The 18,133-nt window shown below is 35.0% G+C and carries 13 protein-coding genes; 2 read left to right on the plus strand and 11 right to left on the minus strand.

The annotated features are described in order from the left end of the window. Positions 1 to 181 precede the first annotated feature (181 nt). The 8 genes from mdh to ABEB23_RS15890 all read right to left on the minus strand — a co-directional run bounded on the left by mdh (position 182) and on the right by ABEB23_RS15890 (position 14,004). Positions 182 to 1,117, minus strand: a complete 936-nt coding sequence (gene mdh, locus ABEB23_RS15855; RefSeq protein ID WP_348813613.1) for a malate dehydrogenase — start codon at positions 1,115 to 1,117, stop codon at positions 182 to 184. 55 nt (positions 1,118 to 1,172) lie between these two features. After that, positions 1,173 to 3,116, minus strand: a complete 1,944-nt coding sequence (gene gyrB, locus ABEB23_RS15860) for a DNA topoisomerase (ATP-hydrolyzing) subunit B (RefSeq protein ID WP_348813614.1) — start codon at positions 3,114 to 3,116, stop codon at positions 1,173 to 1,175. 175 nt (positions 3,117 to 3,291) lie between these two features. Then, positions 3,292 to 4,914, minus strand: coding sequence for an asparagine synthase B (gene asnB / locus ABEB23_RS15865; RefSeq protein WP_348813615.1), 1,623 nt, complete (start codon positions 4,912 to 4,914; stop codon positions 3,292 to 3,294). Positions 4,915 to 4,965: 51 nt separating this feature from the next. Beyond that, positions 4,966 to 6,642 (minus strand): asparagine synthase B, encoded by a 1,677-nt coding sequence (gene asnB, locus ABEB23_RS15870; RefSeq protein WP_348813616.1) that lies wholly within the window; start codon positions 6,640 to 6,642, stop codon positions 4,966 to 4,968. A 196-nt stretch (positions 6,643 to 6,838) separates the two neighbouring features. Continuing rightward, the gene (locus tag ABEB23_RS15875; RefSeq protein WP_348813617.1) at positions 6,839 to 8,464 is read right to left on the minus strand and encodes an amidohydrolase; all 1,626 of its coding nucleotides are present in this window, start codon (positions 8,462 to 8,464) and stop codon (positions 6,839 to 6,841) included. Positions 8,465 to 8,549: 85 nt separating this feature from the next. Next, positions 8,550 to 8,999, minus strand: coding sequence for a hypothetical protein (locus tag ABEB23_RS15880; protein WP_348813618.1), 450 nt, complete (start codon positions 8,997 to 8,999; stop codon positions 8,550 to 8,552). 143 nt (positions 9,000 to 9,142) lie between these two features. Further along, positions 9,143 to 10,903 carry a porin family protein gene (locus ABEB23_RS15885; protein WP_348813619.1) on the minus strand — a complete coding sequence of 587 codons (1,761 nt, stop codon included), beginning with the start codon at positions 10,901 to 10,903 and terminating at the stop codon, positions 9,143 to 9,145. Between the two features lie 86 nt (positions 10,904 to 10,989). Continuing rightward, positions 10,990 to 14,004: a tetratricopeptide repeat protein gene (locus ABEB23_RS15890; protein ID WP_348813621.1), complete on the minus strand. Its 3,015-nt coding sequence runs from the start codon at positions 14,002 to 14,004 to the stop codon at positions 10,990 to 10,992. 207 nt (positions 14,005 to 14,211) lie between these two features. Here ABEB23_RS15890 and ABEB23_RS15895 point away from each other — a divergent pair, with 207 nt between their 5' ends. Both ABEB23_RS15895 and ABEB23_RS15900 read left to right on the plus strand, forming a co-directional pair. Then, positions 14,212 to 14,895 carry a cell division ATP-binding protein FtsE gene (locus tag ABEB23_RS15895; RefSeq protein WP_348813622.1) on the plus strand — a complete coding sequence of 228 codons (684 nt, stop codon included), beginning with the start codon at positions 14,212 to 14,214 and terminating at the stop codon, positions 14,893 to 14,895. Beyond that, a complete protein-coding gene (locus ABEB23_RS15900; protein WP_348813623.1) occupies positions 14,895 to 15,785 on the plus strand; it encodes a glycosyltransferase family 2 protein in 891 nt (296 codons plus the stop codon). The genes ABEB23_RS15895 and ABEB23_RS15900 overlap by 1 nt, the downstream gene beginning before the upstream one ends. Here ABEB23_RS15900 and ABEB23_RS15905 read toward each other — a convergent pair. From ABEB23_RS15905 to ABEB23_RS15915, 3 genes are read right to left on the minus strand one after another with little or no spacing between them, the layout of a single operon-like run. After that, positions 15,777 to 16,889 carry a glycosyltransferase family 4 protein gene (locus ABEB23_RS15905; RefSeq protein WP_348813625.1) on the minus strand — a complete coding sequence of 371 codons (1,113 nt, stop codon included), beginning with the start codon at positions 16,887 to 16,889 and terminating at the stop codon, positions 15,777 to 15,779. The two genes, ABEB23_RS15900 and ABEB23_RS15905, sit on opposite strands and share 9 nt — an antisense overlap. Then, positions 16,886 to 17,293, minus strand: coding sequence for a sugar 3,4-ketoisomerase (locus ABEB23_RS15910; protein ID WP_348813626.1), 408 nt, complete (start codon positions 17,291 to 17,293; stop codon positions 16,886 to 16,888). Before ABEB23_RS15910 ends, ABEB23_RS15905 begins: the two co-directional genes overlap by 4 nt. Continuing rightward, positions 17,290 to 18,114, minus strand: coding sequence for a glycosyltransferase family 2 protein (locus ABEB23_RS15915; protein ID WP_348813627.1), 825 nt, complete (start codon positions 18,112 to 18,114; stop codon positions 17,290 to 17,292). Before ABEB23_RS15915 ends, ABEB23_RS15910 begins: the two co-directional genes overlap by 4 nt. Positions 18,115 to 18,133 lie beyond the last annotated feature (19 nt).

Below are 18,133 nucleotides of genomic sequence, written 5' to 3' on the forward strand. Positions count from 1 at the left end.
ACCCCATAAAATAAGACTTAACGTTATTTTTTATCATAAAAAAAGAACATTAAATAGTATATCATTTTTTTTAAACCGAGCAAATATATAATTATGGAAAAGATTAACCAATTTATTTATCGATTAATCTCAAAAAAAAAAACTGCAAAAGTGCAGTCTTTTTTTTATATGACATAAAAACTTATGCTAAAACTGATTTTAGATCGGCATTCATGTTTCTTACAGCCTCTGCACTTTTAGCAAACAATGCTTTTTCCGCATCATTCAACTCAATGTCAAGAATTTGTTCAACTCCGTTTTTACCTATAATACAAGGTACACCGATACAGATATCATTTTGTCCATATTCACCTTCCAAGAAAACTGAACAAGCGATCATTTTCTTTTGGTCGTTCAAAATACTATCTACTAAATAAGCAACAGAAGCTCCTGGTGCATACCAAGCTGAAGTTCCTAAAAGACCAGTTAATGTTGCTCCACCAACCATGGTAGCTGCGGCAACTTTATCCAATTCTTCTTGTGAAAGGAATTCAGATACTGGAATACCGTTATAAGAAGCCAATCTTGTCAATGGAATCATTGTTGTATCTCCATGTCCTCCAATAACCATTGCTGAAACATCATTTGATGGTTTATCCAATGCTTTTGACAAATAATATCTGAAACGAGAGCTATCTAAAGCGCCACCCATACCGATAATTCTATTTTTAGGCAAACCTGTAGACTTTAATGCTAAATAAGTCATCGTATCCATAGGATTTGACACAACCACTACAATTGTATTCGGGGAATGCACCAATACATTTTCCGCAACTGTCTTCACAATTCCTGCATTGATTCCAATTAATTCTTCACGAGTCATTCCTGGTTTTCTTGGAATTCCTGACGTAATAACAACCACATCGCTGTTAGCTGTTTTAGAATAATCATTGGTAACACCTGATACTTTCGTATTAAATCCAGTATTTGTAGCACACTGCATGATATCCATAGCTTTACCCTCGGCAAAACCTTCTCTGATATCCAATAATACTACTTCACTTGCAATTCCTCTATAAGAAATTACATCTGCACAGGTTGCTCCCACATTTCCTGCTCCTACAATGGTAACTTTCATGATATTTATATATTTATTAATTCTTAATTTTAAAAATTATAATTAAGCCTCTAATTTACGCATCAATATTGGCATAAACAGCATTTTTTTCAATAAATTCCCTTCTTGGAGGCACTTCATCACCCATTAACATAGAAAACACTCTATCAGCTTCGGCTAAACTATCAATCGTTACCTGACGTAAGGTTCTGAAGTTCGGATCCATTGTAGTTTCCCACAACTGTTCTGCATTCATCTCCCCAAGACCTTTATAACGTTGAATCGCTGCACTACCACCCATTCTCTCATTTGCACTATCACGTTGATCATCGTTCCAGGCATATTCCTTTTTATTTCCTTTTTTAACCAAATATAAAGGTGGCGCTGCGATATACACATGACCCTCTTCGATTAATTCTTTCATAAATCGGAAGAAGAATGTCAAAATTAATGTAGAAATGTGACTACCATCGACGTCGGCATCACACATGATGATTACTTTATGGTAACGCAATTTTTCAATATTCAAAGCTTTACTATCTTCAGCAGTTCCAACTGTAACTCCAAGTGCCGTAAAAATATTTCGGATCTCTTCGTTTTCAAAAACTTTATGATGCATTGCTTTTTCCACATTCAAAATCTTACCTCTCAAAGGCAAAATCGCTTGGAATGCACGGTCACGACCTTGTTTAGCCGTTCCACCTGCCGAGTCTCCCTCGACAAGATACACCTCACATTTTGCAGGATCCTGTTCAGAACAGTCTGAAAGTTTCCCTGGTAAACCACCACCGCCCATAACGGTTTTACGCTGTACCATTTCACGGGCTTTTTTAGCCGCATGACGGGCCTGAGCTGCAAGAATTACTTTTTGAATAATAATACGGGCATCATTTGGATTTTCTTCCAAATAATTTTCAAGCATTTCACCCACAGCCTGACTCACTGGAGACACTACTTCTCTATTCCCTAATTTGGTTTTGGTTTGTCCTTCAAATTGTGGTTCAGCAACTTTTACCGAAATAATAGCCGTCAATCCTTCACGGAAATCATCCCCTGCAATCTCAAATTTTAATTTATCCAACATTCCGGAAGCATCCGCATATTTCTTCAATGTTCTTGTCAGACCACTTCTAAAACCTTGTAAATGCGTACCACCTTCGTGTGTATTAATATTGTTCACATAAGAAAAAATATTCTCTGTGTAACTTGTATTATAAATTAAGGCAACCTCAACTGGAATCTCTCCTTTTTCATGATCCATAGAAATCACGTGCGCAATGATAGGCTCACGATTTCCATCCAGATAACGAATATATTCTTTCAACCCTTCGGTAGAATGAAAAACTTCTGAAACAAAATTTCCATCTTTATCTACCTGTCTTTTATCTGTAAAAGTGATTGTTATTCCTTTGTTCAAGAATGACAATTCACGCATACGAGCCGAAAGCGTATCATATGAAAACTCTATTGTCTGCGTAAAAATAGTTGGATCCGGGTAAAAAGTAACAATTGTTCCTCTCTTGCCTGTTTCTCCAATTTGTTTTACCGGATAAAGTGCTTTACCTCTCTCGTATTCTTGTTCGTATACTTTTCCGTCACTACTGTGAACCGTAGCTCTTAAATGAGATGATAAAGCATTCACACAAGAAACACCTACACCATGCAAACCTCCGGATACTTTATACGAATCTTTGTCAAATTTACCTCCGGCACCAATTTTAGTCATTACAACCTCAAGTGCTGAAACACCTTCCTTTTTATGGATTCCAACCGGAATACCACGACCATTGTCTTCAACAGTAATGGAACCGTCTTCATTTATCGCAACACCGATAGTATCGCAATGCCCTCCCATCGCCTCATCAATAGAGTTATCAACGACTTCGTAAACTAAGTGATGTAACCCTCGTACACCAACATCTCCAATGTACATCGATGGACGCATTCTCACATGCTCCATTCCTTCCAATGCCTGGATACTATCCGCTGAATAATTGTTCTTCTTGATTTCTTCGCTCATATGTTTTAATCTAAAAAATGTAATTTTCCTCTAACACGCAAATATATAAAAACGCATGGTATTTTCGGGCAAAAATCCCGTTTTAAGAACCTAAGTTATTAACATTTATGGTTTATATCCGCAAAAAAAAACGCTCTCAAAATAGAGAGCGTTTTTATCGTTATATGAAATAAAATTATTTTAAAATACTTAGTCCGGCTTTAGCAATTTCAGTATCCGCTTTTACATGCGCTGCATTTGCTCTACCACTTGGATCCAAATTTTCCTGCCATTTCGGAATCCATTTTCTAACCGTCTGGGCAGCACTAACTTGAGGATAATATTTATTAAATATTGATCTGTAAAAATAAGCCTCTTTAGTAGTCGGCGAATTATAAGGAAACTCTTTCGACGCTCCTTCTAATTGCTCGTCTGTCACTTTTGAAGCACAATACTCAATCAACTCATCAATCCAGTTATAACCCACTCCATCAGAAAACTGTTCTTTTTGTCTCCATAAGACCTCATCAGGAAGATATGGGTTGTCCGGAGTGTCAAACGCTTTTCTAAGAATATACTTCTCTTTTCCTTCATAGGTTTTAGGCATCTTCTCTTCTGCTTTGATGCGAATAGCCATATCTAAGAAATCTTTATCTAAAAACGGAACTCTAGCCTCTAAACCATGTGCCATTGTCGACTTATCAGCCCTCAACAAATCAGCAGTAAATAATTTTTGAACTCTCTCGATAGTTTCTTTTTGAAAATCAACAGGAGATGGCGCATTTCTAAAATACAAATACCCCCCAAAAATCTCATCAGCTCCTTCTCCGGAAAGAACCACTTTTATTCCCTTATCCGCAATTGCTTTTGACAGAAAATACATTGGTGTACTTGCCCTGATAGAAGTCACATCATAGGTTTCTAAATGCCAAATTAATTTATCCAATATTTCTATTCCCTGCTCAATAGTAAAATGCACTTCATGATGTTCCGTTCCTAAATACTCGGCGACTTTTTTGGCCGCTTTTGCATCTGGAGCATCGGCATCCAGACCAATAGAGAAAGAATGTAATTTCTTTCCACTTTCAGCCAATAATCTTGAAGCAATTGAAGATGTCAAAGAAGAATCTAAACCTCCTGAGAGCAATACTCCAATCGGCACATCACTCATCAAACGCTTGCGGGTCGCTTCGGTAAGAGTTTCTCTTATTAAAGCAAAATCCAAAGCCTGGTCCGCTTTTTCATAATCTTCATATTCGGGTTTGTAGTATTTTACAAAACCCGTTTTTGGCGTATAATAATGCCCTGGAGGAAATGTTGAAAAAGTCCTGCACTGATCCGCAATTGACTTTATTTCTGACGAAAAATAAATTCTTCCTCTTTCGTCAATACCATAATGCAAAGGTTTTACCCCCATTGGATCACGACCTGCAATAAAATCATCACCATCTACCACTACAAACGCCCAATCTCCATCAAGCATATTACAAAAATCATAACCAAACTCTTCATATAAATGAACAATAACTTCTGAATCCGATTTGGTTTTAAAAGTATGTTCTTTCAAAACCCCGTCTCTCAATTCCTGGTGATTATAAATTTCACCATTATGAACCATATAGGCGGTAGAAGTTCCTTTGATAGGTTGTTTCCCTGAATACAAATCGATAATAGATAAACGCTCGTGACTTAATATATGTCCGTTTTCAGTAATATGTAAATCACTTTCATCTGGGCCACGATGTGACATTCTTTTTGAAAGTTTTTGCACTAACTCTTCGTCTTTTCCTTTACCAATAATGGCTAAAATCCCGCACATATTATTTTTATTTCAAGTTCAATAAGATCAAAAGTGTAACATCAAATCGATTTATGCCTTTACATAAGCATCATCGTGAACATTTGCCACTGCTCTTCCTGAAGGATCATTCATGTTTTTAAATGCCTCATCCCATTCTAAAGCAATTTTTGTACTACAAGCAACACTTGCTTCCTGTGGCACACATAATGCTGCTGCATCACTAGGGAAATGCTCGGCAAAAATAGAACGATAGTAATACTCTTCTTTAGAAGTTGGCGTTTGCAAAGGGAACTTGTATTTAGCGTTTGCTAATTGCTCGTCTGAAACCTCCACTGCCACTACCGCTTTTAAAGTATCAATCCAGCTATATCCTACACCATCACTAAACTGCTCTTTTTGTCTCCAAGCCACGCTTTCAGGCAACATATCTTCAAATGCTTTACGCACCACCCATTTCTCCATAGGGTGCTCTTTGTTAATCATCTTATCTTGAGGATTAACTCGCATTGCCACATCCATAAATTCTTTATCTAAAAATGGCACACGTCCTTCAATTCCCCATGCTGCCAAACTTTTATTAGCACGCAAACAGTCATACATATGTAATTTACTTAATTTACGAACAGTTTCTTCATGAAATTCTCTTGCATTTGGTGCTTTGTGAAAATACAGATATCCTCCAAACAACTCATCTGCTCCTTCTCCGGACAATACCATTTTTATACCCATTGACTTAATCACTCTCGCCATTAACCACATCGGTGTTGATGCTCTAACAGTAGTCACATCGTACGTTTCCAGGTTGTAAATCACATCACGAACTGCATCTAAGCCTTCTTGGATAGTAAATTTTATTTCGTGATGAATGGTTCCAATATGATCTGCCACCTTACGAGCTGCGGCTAAATCTGGAGATCCTTCTAAACCAACAGAAAAAGAGTGCAATTGTGGATACCACGCATCAGCAACATCATCTGACTCAATACGTTTTTGCGCATATTTTTTGGCTACAGCCGAAGTGATTGAAGAATCCAAACCACCTGAAAGCAACACTCCATAAGGCACATCACTCATCAATTGTCTGTGAACGGCAGCTTCCAGGGCTTCTTTAATAGCAGGTATACTTGTTACGTTATCTTTTACCGCATCATAATCAACCCATTCTCTTTTGTACCATTGTACAAACTCCCCATCTTTACTAGACATATAATGTCCTGGAGGAAACAATTGGATTTTGGTACAATATCCTTCTAATGCTTTCAATTCAGAAGCCACGTAAAAAGTACCGTGTTGATCCCAACCAATGTATAAAGGAATAATTCCCATATGATCACGAGCAACAAAATACTCGTCTTTTTCTACATCATAGATAGCAAATCCAAAGATACCGTTCATCTCATCAATAAAATCAACTCCTTTTTCTTTGTAAAGCGCTAAAATAACTTCACAGTCGCTTTCAGTTTGAAATTTATATTTTCCTTCAAATTGTTTACGCAACTCTCTGTGGTTGTATATTTCGCCATTTGCAGCTAAAACAAGATTTTTATCTTCACTGAATAAAGGTTGTTTACCCGAAGCCGGATCCACAATAGCCAATCTTTCATGAGATAAAATCGCTTTGTCATTACTAAAAATTCCACTCCAATCCGGTCCGCGATGACGGATGATTTTTGACATCTCCAATACTTGTGGTCTTAAAACTTCTGCTTTCTGTTTTAAATCAAAGGCACATACTATTCCGCACATAACTATATATTTTTTTGTTTTGTTTATTTTGATAGGGCAAAGATGCAATAACAGTTATAAATACAAAACACAAATAAACTATTTAGTTATAAAATATAACACAAATTCATAATTTACATAAATAATGTAATTAAAAGACAACAAAATTAAAGTTTTAGATTATGAATTGTAAACCATCCTCTACTGACTGATTGATCTATTTCTGTCTATTCCCTTTCAAATAGGTATGAGTAGGTTTAATTTTCACGATTTGACTTTCCTCCACTTTCATTAGATCTTGGTCATACATAACAAAATCAGCCCATTTACCAACCTCAAGACTTCCCTTTTCTTTTTCTTCAAAATTGGAATAGGCTGCCCAAATAGTCATTCCTCGCAAAGTCTCTTCCCTGCTTAATGCATTCTCCATTTGAAAACCGTCTTTTGGATATTCTTTACTGTCTTTTCTGGCAACAGCAGCATGAAAAGTCAGCATCGGATTAACTTCTTCAACTGGAAAATCAGTTCCCAAAGCTATAACTCCCGCTTTTCGCAGTAATTTTTTATAAGCATACGCATTTTTCAATCTTTCTTTTCCTAGTCTTTCTCCAGCCCAATACATATCAGATGTAGCATGAGTTGGCTGAACCGAAGGAATAATTCCTAATTTGAAATAATCAAAATCAGCTTCGCGTAAAACCTGGGCATGTTCAATTTTCCATCTTCGGTCTTTTTTACCCGTCAAAACTTCTTTATATATTTTTAATAATACCGTATTGGCAGAATCTCCAATGGCGTGAGTATTCAATTGAAAAGGAGAAGCTGCAATTTGTTTTGCTACTGACTTCAATCCTGAAATAGGAGAAAGCAACGCTCCAAACTGTTTTGGCATATCTGAATATGGTTTGTGCAAACAAGCACCGCGAGAACCCAAAGCACCATCTCCATACATTTTAAAAGAACGCACATCTAAATTATCTGTTTTATAAATACCTTTTTTCATATACAAATCAATATTCTTTTGATTTGCTGTGATCATTGCATACACATTGATCTTCATTACTTTTGCTTTTTGCAGACTATCTATTAAATCAATAATTTCCGGATCTAAACCAGCGTCATTTACCGTGGTTAATCCATAATCGAACATTACTTTTTCAGCATCCAATAGAGCTGCAATTTGTATTTTACGATTTGGTTTTGGTATAATCTTGTAAATTAAATCCATTGGATTATCAATTAAAATACCTGTTGGCTCGCCATTTGCAATTTCAATCTGACCACCAACAGCTTTAGTATTTTTAGTGATTCCAGCCAATTTCAAAGCTTTGCTGTTCACAATAACTGCATGACCGTCAATTCTATTCAGCACCACCGGAACATCTGGAAATTCAGCATCCAAATCTTCCTTTGTTGGGTATTTTTTTACCTCCCAATCATTTTGGTCCCAACCATTTCCAACAATAAACTCAGAATTTTTTTCTTTTTGAAAAGTCTTAATACGCGCTATTACTTCTGCCATACTTTTCGTGCCGCGCAAATCCACTTCCTGTAAAGTAAGCCCATAACCATAAAAATGGCAATGTGCATCAATCAAACCTGGATAAATAAATTTTCCCTTAGCCTCTATTCTATTTTCAGCTTCATAAGCATTCGTGATTTCGTCATCAGCACCAATAGCAACAATTTTCCCATCTTTAATTGCCATTGCCGAAGCTATACTAAAGTTTTTGTTGACAGTATAAATAGTAGCATTAGTAATAATCGTATCTACGGAAATTTTATTTTTTTGATCACAAGAAATCAATAAAAACAAAGAAAGAAGAAAGGTAACGGATTTCATAATAAACAGTTTAGTTGGGCTAATATAAAAAAAAGAAGCCCTAAAAAAGATAAACTGTAAACGAATTATTTAGAATAAAGAGGCATTATAAAATTTCCTCTATTATGTATTTTGTAGTATTGATTTCGAAAGTATGCGATACTTTCATTCCCATCAATTTATTTCCCAAAGGAGATTGGGGAGACAAAGCAATTACGTTCGTCCCTTCAATACTGATTTTTGGAAGCGCCACACTCAGATACAAATAAATCCCATTGGCTTTAACCAAACTTCCCACAATAATGGTTTCGGCAATGGTATTAGAATCAATTTTATCTAAAACCGCTTTTTGGGCAAGCACTTCTTTGAGTTTGTGGTTTAGTTTTTCCTGCTCAATATGCATCATTGACAATGCTGTTTCGTGCTTGTCTCCTGCAGACCCTTTCGCATCATTTTTAGAATCTTCGGTTAGTGCAACAATCATGTCCCTAAAAACATCAATTCGATCTTGGACTAATTGCAGGTAATAAGTATGTATTTTATGTTTGAAAGTCATATTATAAGGTTTTACCGCAAAGAACGCCAGGTACGCAAAGCTCTTTTCTTTTTAAGCTTAATAAAAAGTCTATCCCAATAAAATTCAAATAAACAATAAGAAAACGAAACACGAAACATAGCGCACTTTGCTGTTATATTTCTCTAAAAATCAAATTTATAATTCGCTCCCAATACTATTTGAAAACCCTGCACCGGATAATTCAACCATTTTTCATAGCCTTTATTGGTGATATTATTAGCTCTTAAAAAAGCTGTTAAACGCTCACTGTATTTAAATCCTACGTGAGCATTCACATCAAAATAAGATTCTAATGTTACAGGACTTGGCGCAACAACATAAATAATATCTGTATTTAATTTTTGGTCTTTTCGTTCTCCCACAAAGAACACATCAGCCCCCGCAAACCACTTTTTGGTGATTGTATAGCTAAGAGTTGAATTTAATTTAATATCAGGTAAATTCCACGCTTCCTGTTGCACATCGGTAGTATAACTGCTAAAAGTTCCGTTTATTCCAAAGGAGAAATCTTCAGTGAAATCAGCTTTCAACTCTCCGAAGAAACTCACCGTTTTGATGTCGTCATACACCACTTGCATAGAATTTCCATAAGCATAGTCTTCATTAGTACTATCTTCGGTAAAATCATTGCTTTTATACAAAGCTTTATTTCTTTCGTTTATATAAGATGCTCTTACATTATAACTCACATTATCAGCTAATTTCCCTTTCAAACCAGCAAAAACATCGTATTGTTTGTCTGTTGGTGTAATGTATAGTGTTGGCGAAACAAACGGATTTTCACTTACAAAATCCATGTATGAGTTTTGCTCTAAATTCCCCTCGGCTCCGGCATAAAAAACCATCAAATCACCAACCACTTTATAGGAAGCATTAATTTGCGGATAGATTAAAAATTTATTGTCGCTGTTTTCTGTATCCATACTATAAAACAACCCCATACCAATATGCAATGTCCAATCGTCTTCCTGCATTTCAAAACTTGGCGCTATACCGAAATTAGTAAACCCATACTTTATTGATTCCGTATTGGTATTCCAATAATTTTTATCGAAACTTCCACCTAAATAATCCACAATCACATTTGTTTTTATGGTTTCCTCCATCACATCCAATTGAAAAGAAGGTTTTACGTAAAACCTGTTTTCTCCAGACCCAAAAGCATCCGAAAAATGATTGAACTTCAAACTGGCTTCTTTAAAAACACTTTCATTAAAACTCACTTTTCCTCCCAAAGCAATAGTGCTATAGGATTGTTGCGAATCTATTCCGCCTATTAAAGCAGTTCTGTCTTGAGGAGTTAATGTACTACCAAAATCAGTCGGCAAACCGTACCAATGGTATATTTGATTTTGATACCCCAAATCAACATTCCACGACATGTCTCTATCATTGGAACCATAAGTCATTTCAATTGAAGTATCAAAAAATGCATCATCCAGTTCTACATCTTTGATACCGCCTTGTGAAGACAAATGACGAAACACCCCCGCCACGTAACCATATTTATCGATATTCTCCGTAACAAACAATTCCGCATTTAATGTTCCGTAATTTCCTCCACCGAAAGTTGCGTAATTCTTAAACAATTTCTCCTGTTTTGATTTTTCAATTCCTTCTGCCTTTCCTTTCGAAGGTGTAAAGGTCGATGCCACAGGAAAAGAGAAAATACTATACTTTATCGTCTCCTTTTTGGTATTTCCCTCGTCATCAAGAGAAGGAGTTTCTTTTACTTTGAATGCATCTGAAATTGTTGGCGTGTATGGTTTTACCACATTCACTACTTCGGTTCCAATATTTTCTTGCTTTTTTTGAGCCAATGAAAATTGGAAAACGAACATTAGACATGAAATGATTATACTATTTTGGAAATTGATTTTCATATTTTATTTTTTTAGATAAAGAAGAAAGACCTATTAAAATTGCCTGACTTCTCAAATCTTTTTTGTCCTTTTTTCTTGATTCTAACTTACTTCGTTATCGATGAATTTGTTTTGGATTCTTCCTTTTTAATACTATCCAATTCTGTTTGGGCTTCTTTAACCACATCCGGGAAATCAGTAAAATTTTGAATTACACTTTCTAAAATGTAAGTAGCCTGAAAACTGTCTTTTAATCCGTAAAAGTTTTTAGCCATTAGAATCAACCCTTTGGCTCCAAAATATTTATATCCAGAATAATTTTTTGCTAATTTTTGTACGGCTGTATTGGACTCCTCGTATTTTGCATCTTTATTTTTGAAATAAGCATCATAATACAAGGCTTCGGCGGCTAATTCTCCTTTGGCAATACTCAGTAATTTTGCGTAAGCTGTTCTTGCTTTTGTTTCGTTTCCAGTTTGTATAGCTGCTCTCGCGACGATAATTTGCGCATCACTTTTCACATTATCGTCTGTTTTTGGATTAGACAACACTTTCTCAGCATAGACAACCGAATTAGGATAGTCTTTTTTCTCATAATAACATTTCATCAAATTAGATTGTGCGAATGTTTTATTTTGAGGAAAATCAGCTTCGCTTTCTAAACGGGATAACACGGGAATAGCTTTATCGCATTCATTCGTTTTTAAGAAAATTTGAGATAATCTGGCCAATGATTGTTCTGTAAATTCGGAACGAGGTTCTCCAATTACTGCTTCATAATTAGGAATGGATTTACTCTCAGATCCTTCAGAAAAATAGGATTGTGCCAAGTAAAAATTAGCTTTCAACGCATGAATTCCTTTTGGGAACGCGGTCAAATAGGCTCTGAATCCTGAAATAGCCTGCTTGGTATTGTTTTGCTGAAACTGTTTTTCAGCCGCTTCATAAGTATCATTATCCAATTCTGCATCTGAAACCGCCACAAAATCTAAGGTACGAACCCAAGAAGCATATTCATCTACTTTGCCGTTATCGACATAAATCAATCTTGCCGTCGCAACCGCTTCTAAGGCTTCATCTGTTTTAGGGAAATCAGCAGCTACTTTTTTGAATTTCACCAAAGCCTGCTCGTCCTTGTCTGCATTATAATAAACCAACCCCTGACGCAAAATGGCTTTAGAAGTAAAAGAACCATTTACGAATTCAGCATTTAATTTATCATAGGTTTTTATAGCCAAATCAGTTTTATTTGTAGCAACATAGGTATTTCCTAATTCATACAAAGCATCGTCTCTGTATTCTGACTTTGGATACAACTGTAAGAATAAATTAAGTTCCTCAATTTTTTTGTCGTTTTTGGAAATAAATCCATAGCAGATGGCTTTTTGAAAATATGCATAATCGGCATCCACGCTTTTCAATTCGATTACCTTAACATAGGCTTCCATTGCCGGCCAGTATTTTGAAGTTACAAAACGGCAATCTGCCAAACGCAAATAAGAATCATTCAAACGCACTTTATCGGCTGATCCTTTATCAATCTGGCTTTGAAAATAATTTCCTGCCTGTTCGTATTCTTTCATTTTAAAATACGTGTAGGCTATATTGTAATTAACGTTTTTAAATTCCTGGGTTTTGGCCGCACTGTCTGAATTAACAAATTGTTTGAAACTCAACAATGCATTTTTGTAATCATCCAAAACATATTCGGTTTCACCTTTCCAAAAAGTGGCTCTTACCGTAACTGAAGCGTCTTTTTGCTCAGCGATTGCTTTGCTAAACATTTTCAAAGCCTCCTGATAATTTCCGTCCGTATACAATTCTAAACCTCTGTAGAAAAGCACTTTTTGATACGCTAATTTATTTTCGCCAGATTTATTTTTTTCCAGTAAAACCAATGCTTCTTTGTAATTCTTTGATGAAATATAGGAATCAATCAATAATCTTTCTAATTCAGAATTATTTGCATTCGCAGGATATTTATTCATGAAATCCATTAAAACGGAAGGAACACTTTGATATGAATTCCCTATTTCATAACTCAATTTGGCATAATTCAAACTTGCTTCTTCTTTTAGCGAAGCATCAAAATCCATTTCGGATGCATTTTTGAAAGCATTCAAAGCTTCCTGTTTTTTTTCCAGTTTCAGATAACTTTGTCCCAGATGATAATATCCATTTTGAGCCACAAAATCTTTCCCACCAACGATTTTATTGAATTGAGAAATCGCGTTATCATATTCCTTTTGCTCGTAATACGCATAGCCCAATTGATAGAAATCGGTATTATTCCATTTTCCTTTTTTACCTTTATAATCCACTAAATACGGAATTGCTTTATCGTATTTCTTTAAATTAAAATAACTTTCTCCGATAATTTTATTCAGTTCTGATTTCTCCAAAGGACTGGATTTCGGCATGGCTTTCTCTCCCAAATCAATGGCTTTTTGAAAATTCCCAAGCTTAAAATTCATATCAGCCTGATAGTACGAAAGCTTTTCTTTGTATTTTTCTTCACCTGAAACTTCATCAAAATACTTGGTTGCTTCTTTGTAATCATCTCCTTCGTAAGCCATGAAACCAAGGTAATATTTTGCTTGCGAACCGTATTCAGCTGAATTAACCACTTTATTCAAGTAAGTTGTGGCTTCTTTTTTCTTTTTCGAATTAAAAAAGCTGTACCCTTTTTGGAAATTAAATTTATCACGGTCACTCGAACTCAAATGGTTTTCATCCACTTTATCGAACCATTGTAAGGCTTTTGGATAATTCGCTTGTTCAAAATAATAATGAGCCACTTCTATATAAGCCTGGTTTCTCTTTGTGCTGGTAGGATAATCTGAAACAAAACGTTCCATCAATTCATCGGCATTGGATTGATTCGTACGGATAGCACAATTCGCAGCATAATAAGAGCAATCTGATTGAATTTCCTCTTGGGTGGAACTGACTTTTACTTTGTCAAAAAGAAGTTTAGCCGAAGCGTATTGCTTCTCATTATATAAGTAAAGTGCTTTATTGAAGTCTTTTAAATCGTGGGTATAAATGTTTGATTGTTGAGCCGAAATAGTCGTCGAACCAATAAAAATAAGGAAAAATAAAAACCCTGAAAATTTACGCATTGTGATTTTTGTTTAATATTCAAATGTATCATATTCTACGGTGTATAACGAAACGCTTTCCGCTTTTATTATGAACAATTATTTTAACAGAAAATAAAAAAGATGACGTTTGTATCACCGACTCGAAAAAAAATTTTTTTTTTTCTCGTGTGATAATTGAAAATTGACAATTGATAATTACTTTTACGACATAAACAAATACCCATTATGTCACAAACCGTATTATCTTTAAAAGAAGCTGCTATTTATCAAGAAGGAAGAACCATTCTGTCTCATGTGAATTTAGATGTAAACCATGGTGAATTTATCTACATCATTGGAAAAACAGGTTCCGGAAAAAGTAGTTTAATGAAAACTTTATACGGCGATTTACCTCTAATTGAAGGTGAAGGACATGTAGTGGAATTTGATTTAGCTACATTAAAAGAAGATGATATTCCATTCTTGAGAAGAAAAATTGGAATCGTTTTTCAAGATTTCAAATTGCTTCCGGATCGTACCATAAAAGACAATATGCTATTTGTTTTGAAAGCAACCGGCTGGACTGACAATGACGAAATGGAACGAAAAATGGATGAAGTTCTCGACAAAGTTGGCATGAAAGGATTTGCTAGTAAAATGCCTCATCAACTTTCAGGTGGTGAACAACAACGTGTTGCCATTGCAAGAGCTTTATTAAATGACCCTGAACTTATCTTAGCCGATGAACCAACCGGAAATTTGGATCCTCAGACCAGTGCGGAGGTTCTTGAAGTTTTAAGAAAAATCAATGCTAATGGAAAAACCATTATTATGGCTACTCATGATTATGCCTTATTGATGAAATTCCCATCTAAAACATTGAAATGTGAAGATGAAAGAATTTTTGAAGTGGTTCAGAGAACCGTGTAATGCTTTCCATTCTTATTCCGATATACAATTACAATGCTTTCCCTCTAGTTTCAGAAATGCGAAAGCAGTGTTTGGATTGTAGTATTGAATTTGAAATTATATGCCAAGATGATGCTTCAGACGAATTTATTTCTGAAAACCAAGCTATCAACACTTTAGAAAACTGTATTTTTTCGTCGAACTCATTCAATTTAGGCAGAGGAAAAAACATCAATACACTCGCTCAAAAAGCAAGATTTGACTGGTTGCTGATTCTTGATTGTGATACCTTTCCGAAAGATCAAAATTTCATACAAAATTATACCACTGTAATTGAAGAGAACGAATCTCCAGTTGTCTTTGGAGGTATCGTTTACGAAAGTCAAAAACCAGAAAAAGAAAAACTGCTCCGTTGGATTTATGGCAATAAAAGAGAAGCGCTATCTATAGAAAAAAGGATTCAGAGTCCAGCCAATAGCGCTCTTACTTCCAATTTATTGATCAAAAAAAAATTATTCCTGCAATATCCTTTTGATGCTTCAATAACCAAATACGGTTATGAGGACTTGTGCTTTCTAACTGTTTTAGGTACTCAAAACATTTACGTTTCTCATATAGACAACCCTACTTTTCATCTCAATTTGGAAACTTCGGAGATTTTTTTAGAAAAAACCAAAACAGCTTTAGAGAACTTGGCTGTCATAGAGGAATCTGGTGTTTTAGAAACAGTTGACAGTAAAATCATTAAAGCATATTCATTTTTAAAAACCATGAAGTTAACCGAAATCATTGCAGCTATTTTTAAAAAATCAGAAGCTGGAATTACTGCTAATTTACTATCGAACAATCCATCAATACTACTATTTGATTGTTACAAACTGGGTTATTTCTGTCAGATAAAATCAATGTGATTTCTGATTTTTCAATACGCTTTCAAAGAGATCCTGCCATTGTTGCATGATGGTATCTAGATCATAATTGGCAACGGATTTTTTGGCTTTTTCACCCAACTGCTTTCTTATATCTTCATTCTCAATTAAAAGATTGAGTTTTTCAACAAATAAGTCGACATTCCCATCTTCAACCAAAAACCCATTTTCTTGGTCCGTGATAATACTTCTTGGTCCGACTGGGCAGTCATAGGCAACACAAGGCAAACCAGAAACCATAGCCTCAATTAAAACCAAACCAAATCCTTCTGTTCGTGAAGTCATTACCAATGTGGAAGAAGCAGCATACTTCTTTTCAATATCTTTAACAGGATCCAGGAACCGAACCGAATCCGTGATTTTCAATTCGGATGCTAATTGCACTAAATTAAAGTCGTGATTCGAAGTTCCGTAAATTTCCAATAACCACTCTGGATGCTTTGCAACCACTTTTTGCCAAATTAACAGCAAACGATCCAGGCCTTTTTCATATGAATGACGACCAACAGCGATTATCTTTTTAGACTGTAAATTTGATTGATTATTAGATTTAATTACCAAAGGATTAGGAATTATGGTCCCATTATCCAATTTCCATTCTTTCAGGCTCTCATTGGACAGCACAACAAAAGAATTAAATTTTGTTGCTCCAAATTCCTTTAAAGACAATTTTAACGCCGTCAATAATTTGGAAAGAATGTCACTTTTTTGTTTCTTTTCTTCAATGTATTTTGAACCATGGCTTTCAAAAATAATAGGTCTTTTGTTATCCAAAAAAATTGGCACAAAATAGCCCTTAAGCCCATTATCTGCAACAATGATCAGATCTGGATTTATTATTTTACAATGCTCCCGCAACTTCTTTACATAATTCAAAAGGAACTTTAATTTATTGCCTTTTAGAATCATATCATGCACGATAATTTTAGCATTAAAGGGAAAGAACAATGGGAAGTTTCCTTTATTTTGAGTTAGAACATGCACTTCATATCCTTTTTTCTCAATAAGATAGTTGGCTTTAGCCGAGAGTATTCTTGCGACACCCCCTTCGTTATTTATACTTGGAACTATATAAAGTAATTTCATTTTTTTGAATCCAAAAATTCATCAAAATCCCGAATATAATCCTCCTCGTCAAAAACATCTTGAGCCACAACCAAACAAACAGATCCAGAAGAAAAATTTTGCAATTCCCTCCAAATACCTGTAGTAATAAGCAAACCAACATTTGGTTTATTTAATAGAAAGGACTTTTTTTCATTTCCATCATTAAGAACTACCTCAAAACTTCCGCTTAAAGCAATTAGAATTTCCTGTTGGTTAATATGAGAATGTCCTCCGCGAAAAGCAGTGCTTGGAACATCAAACAGATAGTAAACTCTCTTGAAATCAAATGGCAAGAAACCATTTTGAATAAAACCTAAATTCCCTCGAAGGTCTTCTACAACAGGAATTTTTATCAATTGTATCTCGTTAAGAGTTGTTCTCATTTAGTAATTTGTAAAAAATCATTTCTCCCTTTATCTGCACTTTTAAACGCAGTTATTATTTGATTTATTTTAATTTTATTTTGTTTGACATCAAAAAACAGCTTCAAAAAGATTCCCATGAGAAAGCTTCTCTTTAAAACTTTGGTCAAAAAAGCACCCTGAACATAATACCGTTGCTCCAAATTTAATTTATCATCTGTTGAGATCTCAGGATGTATCGCAATAACTTTGGGCACTATAACAAACTGCCCATTTTTATTCTTTATATCCGATAAAAAAATGGCTTCCTCTCCCATAACAAAACGACTTCCCAAACCAAAATCCTCATCAAAATTCAGGTTTAATGGATCGAATAATGCCTTATTCAAACTTATTTCAATGGATATTATGTTAAACAAATCCAGTTGATTTGGATATACCTTAGGTATAGCGCTATATTTTTTAAGTGAAGTCCCGTCTGGTTTCTCAATGCTAAAACTGATTCCGGTTGCCTCCGGATAGGCATTGTATGAGTTTATTATAATGGAATCAAAATCTTTTTTAAAAACCTCATCGTCATCTGCAATTAAAACTATTTTTCCAGCAGCATTTTTTAAACCTAAATTCCTGCTTTTTGACAATCCTTTTTCAAACGAATTAATCACCCTCACAGACGAAAAATCTGAAATTAAAAGATTGTTTTCCTGCGTTTGATTTATGATTAGAATCGAAAATGTAGAAAAATGACAAAACGGAAACATCGGAATCAAAAAGTCTAAAGAATTCCTGTTCATTGTAGCGATAATTATTTCAAGGTCTTCTTTTTTAAAGGGAGTATTCAATTTGTTCTTACATTTACAC

This window comes from Flavobacterium maritimum, from assembly GCF_040049085.1.
Lineage (GTDB): Bacteria > Bacteroidota > Bacteroidia > Flavobacteriales > Flavobacteriaceae > Flavobacterium > Flavobacterium maritimum.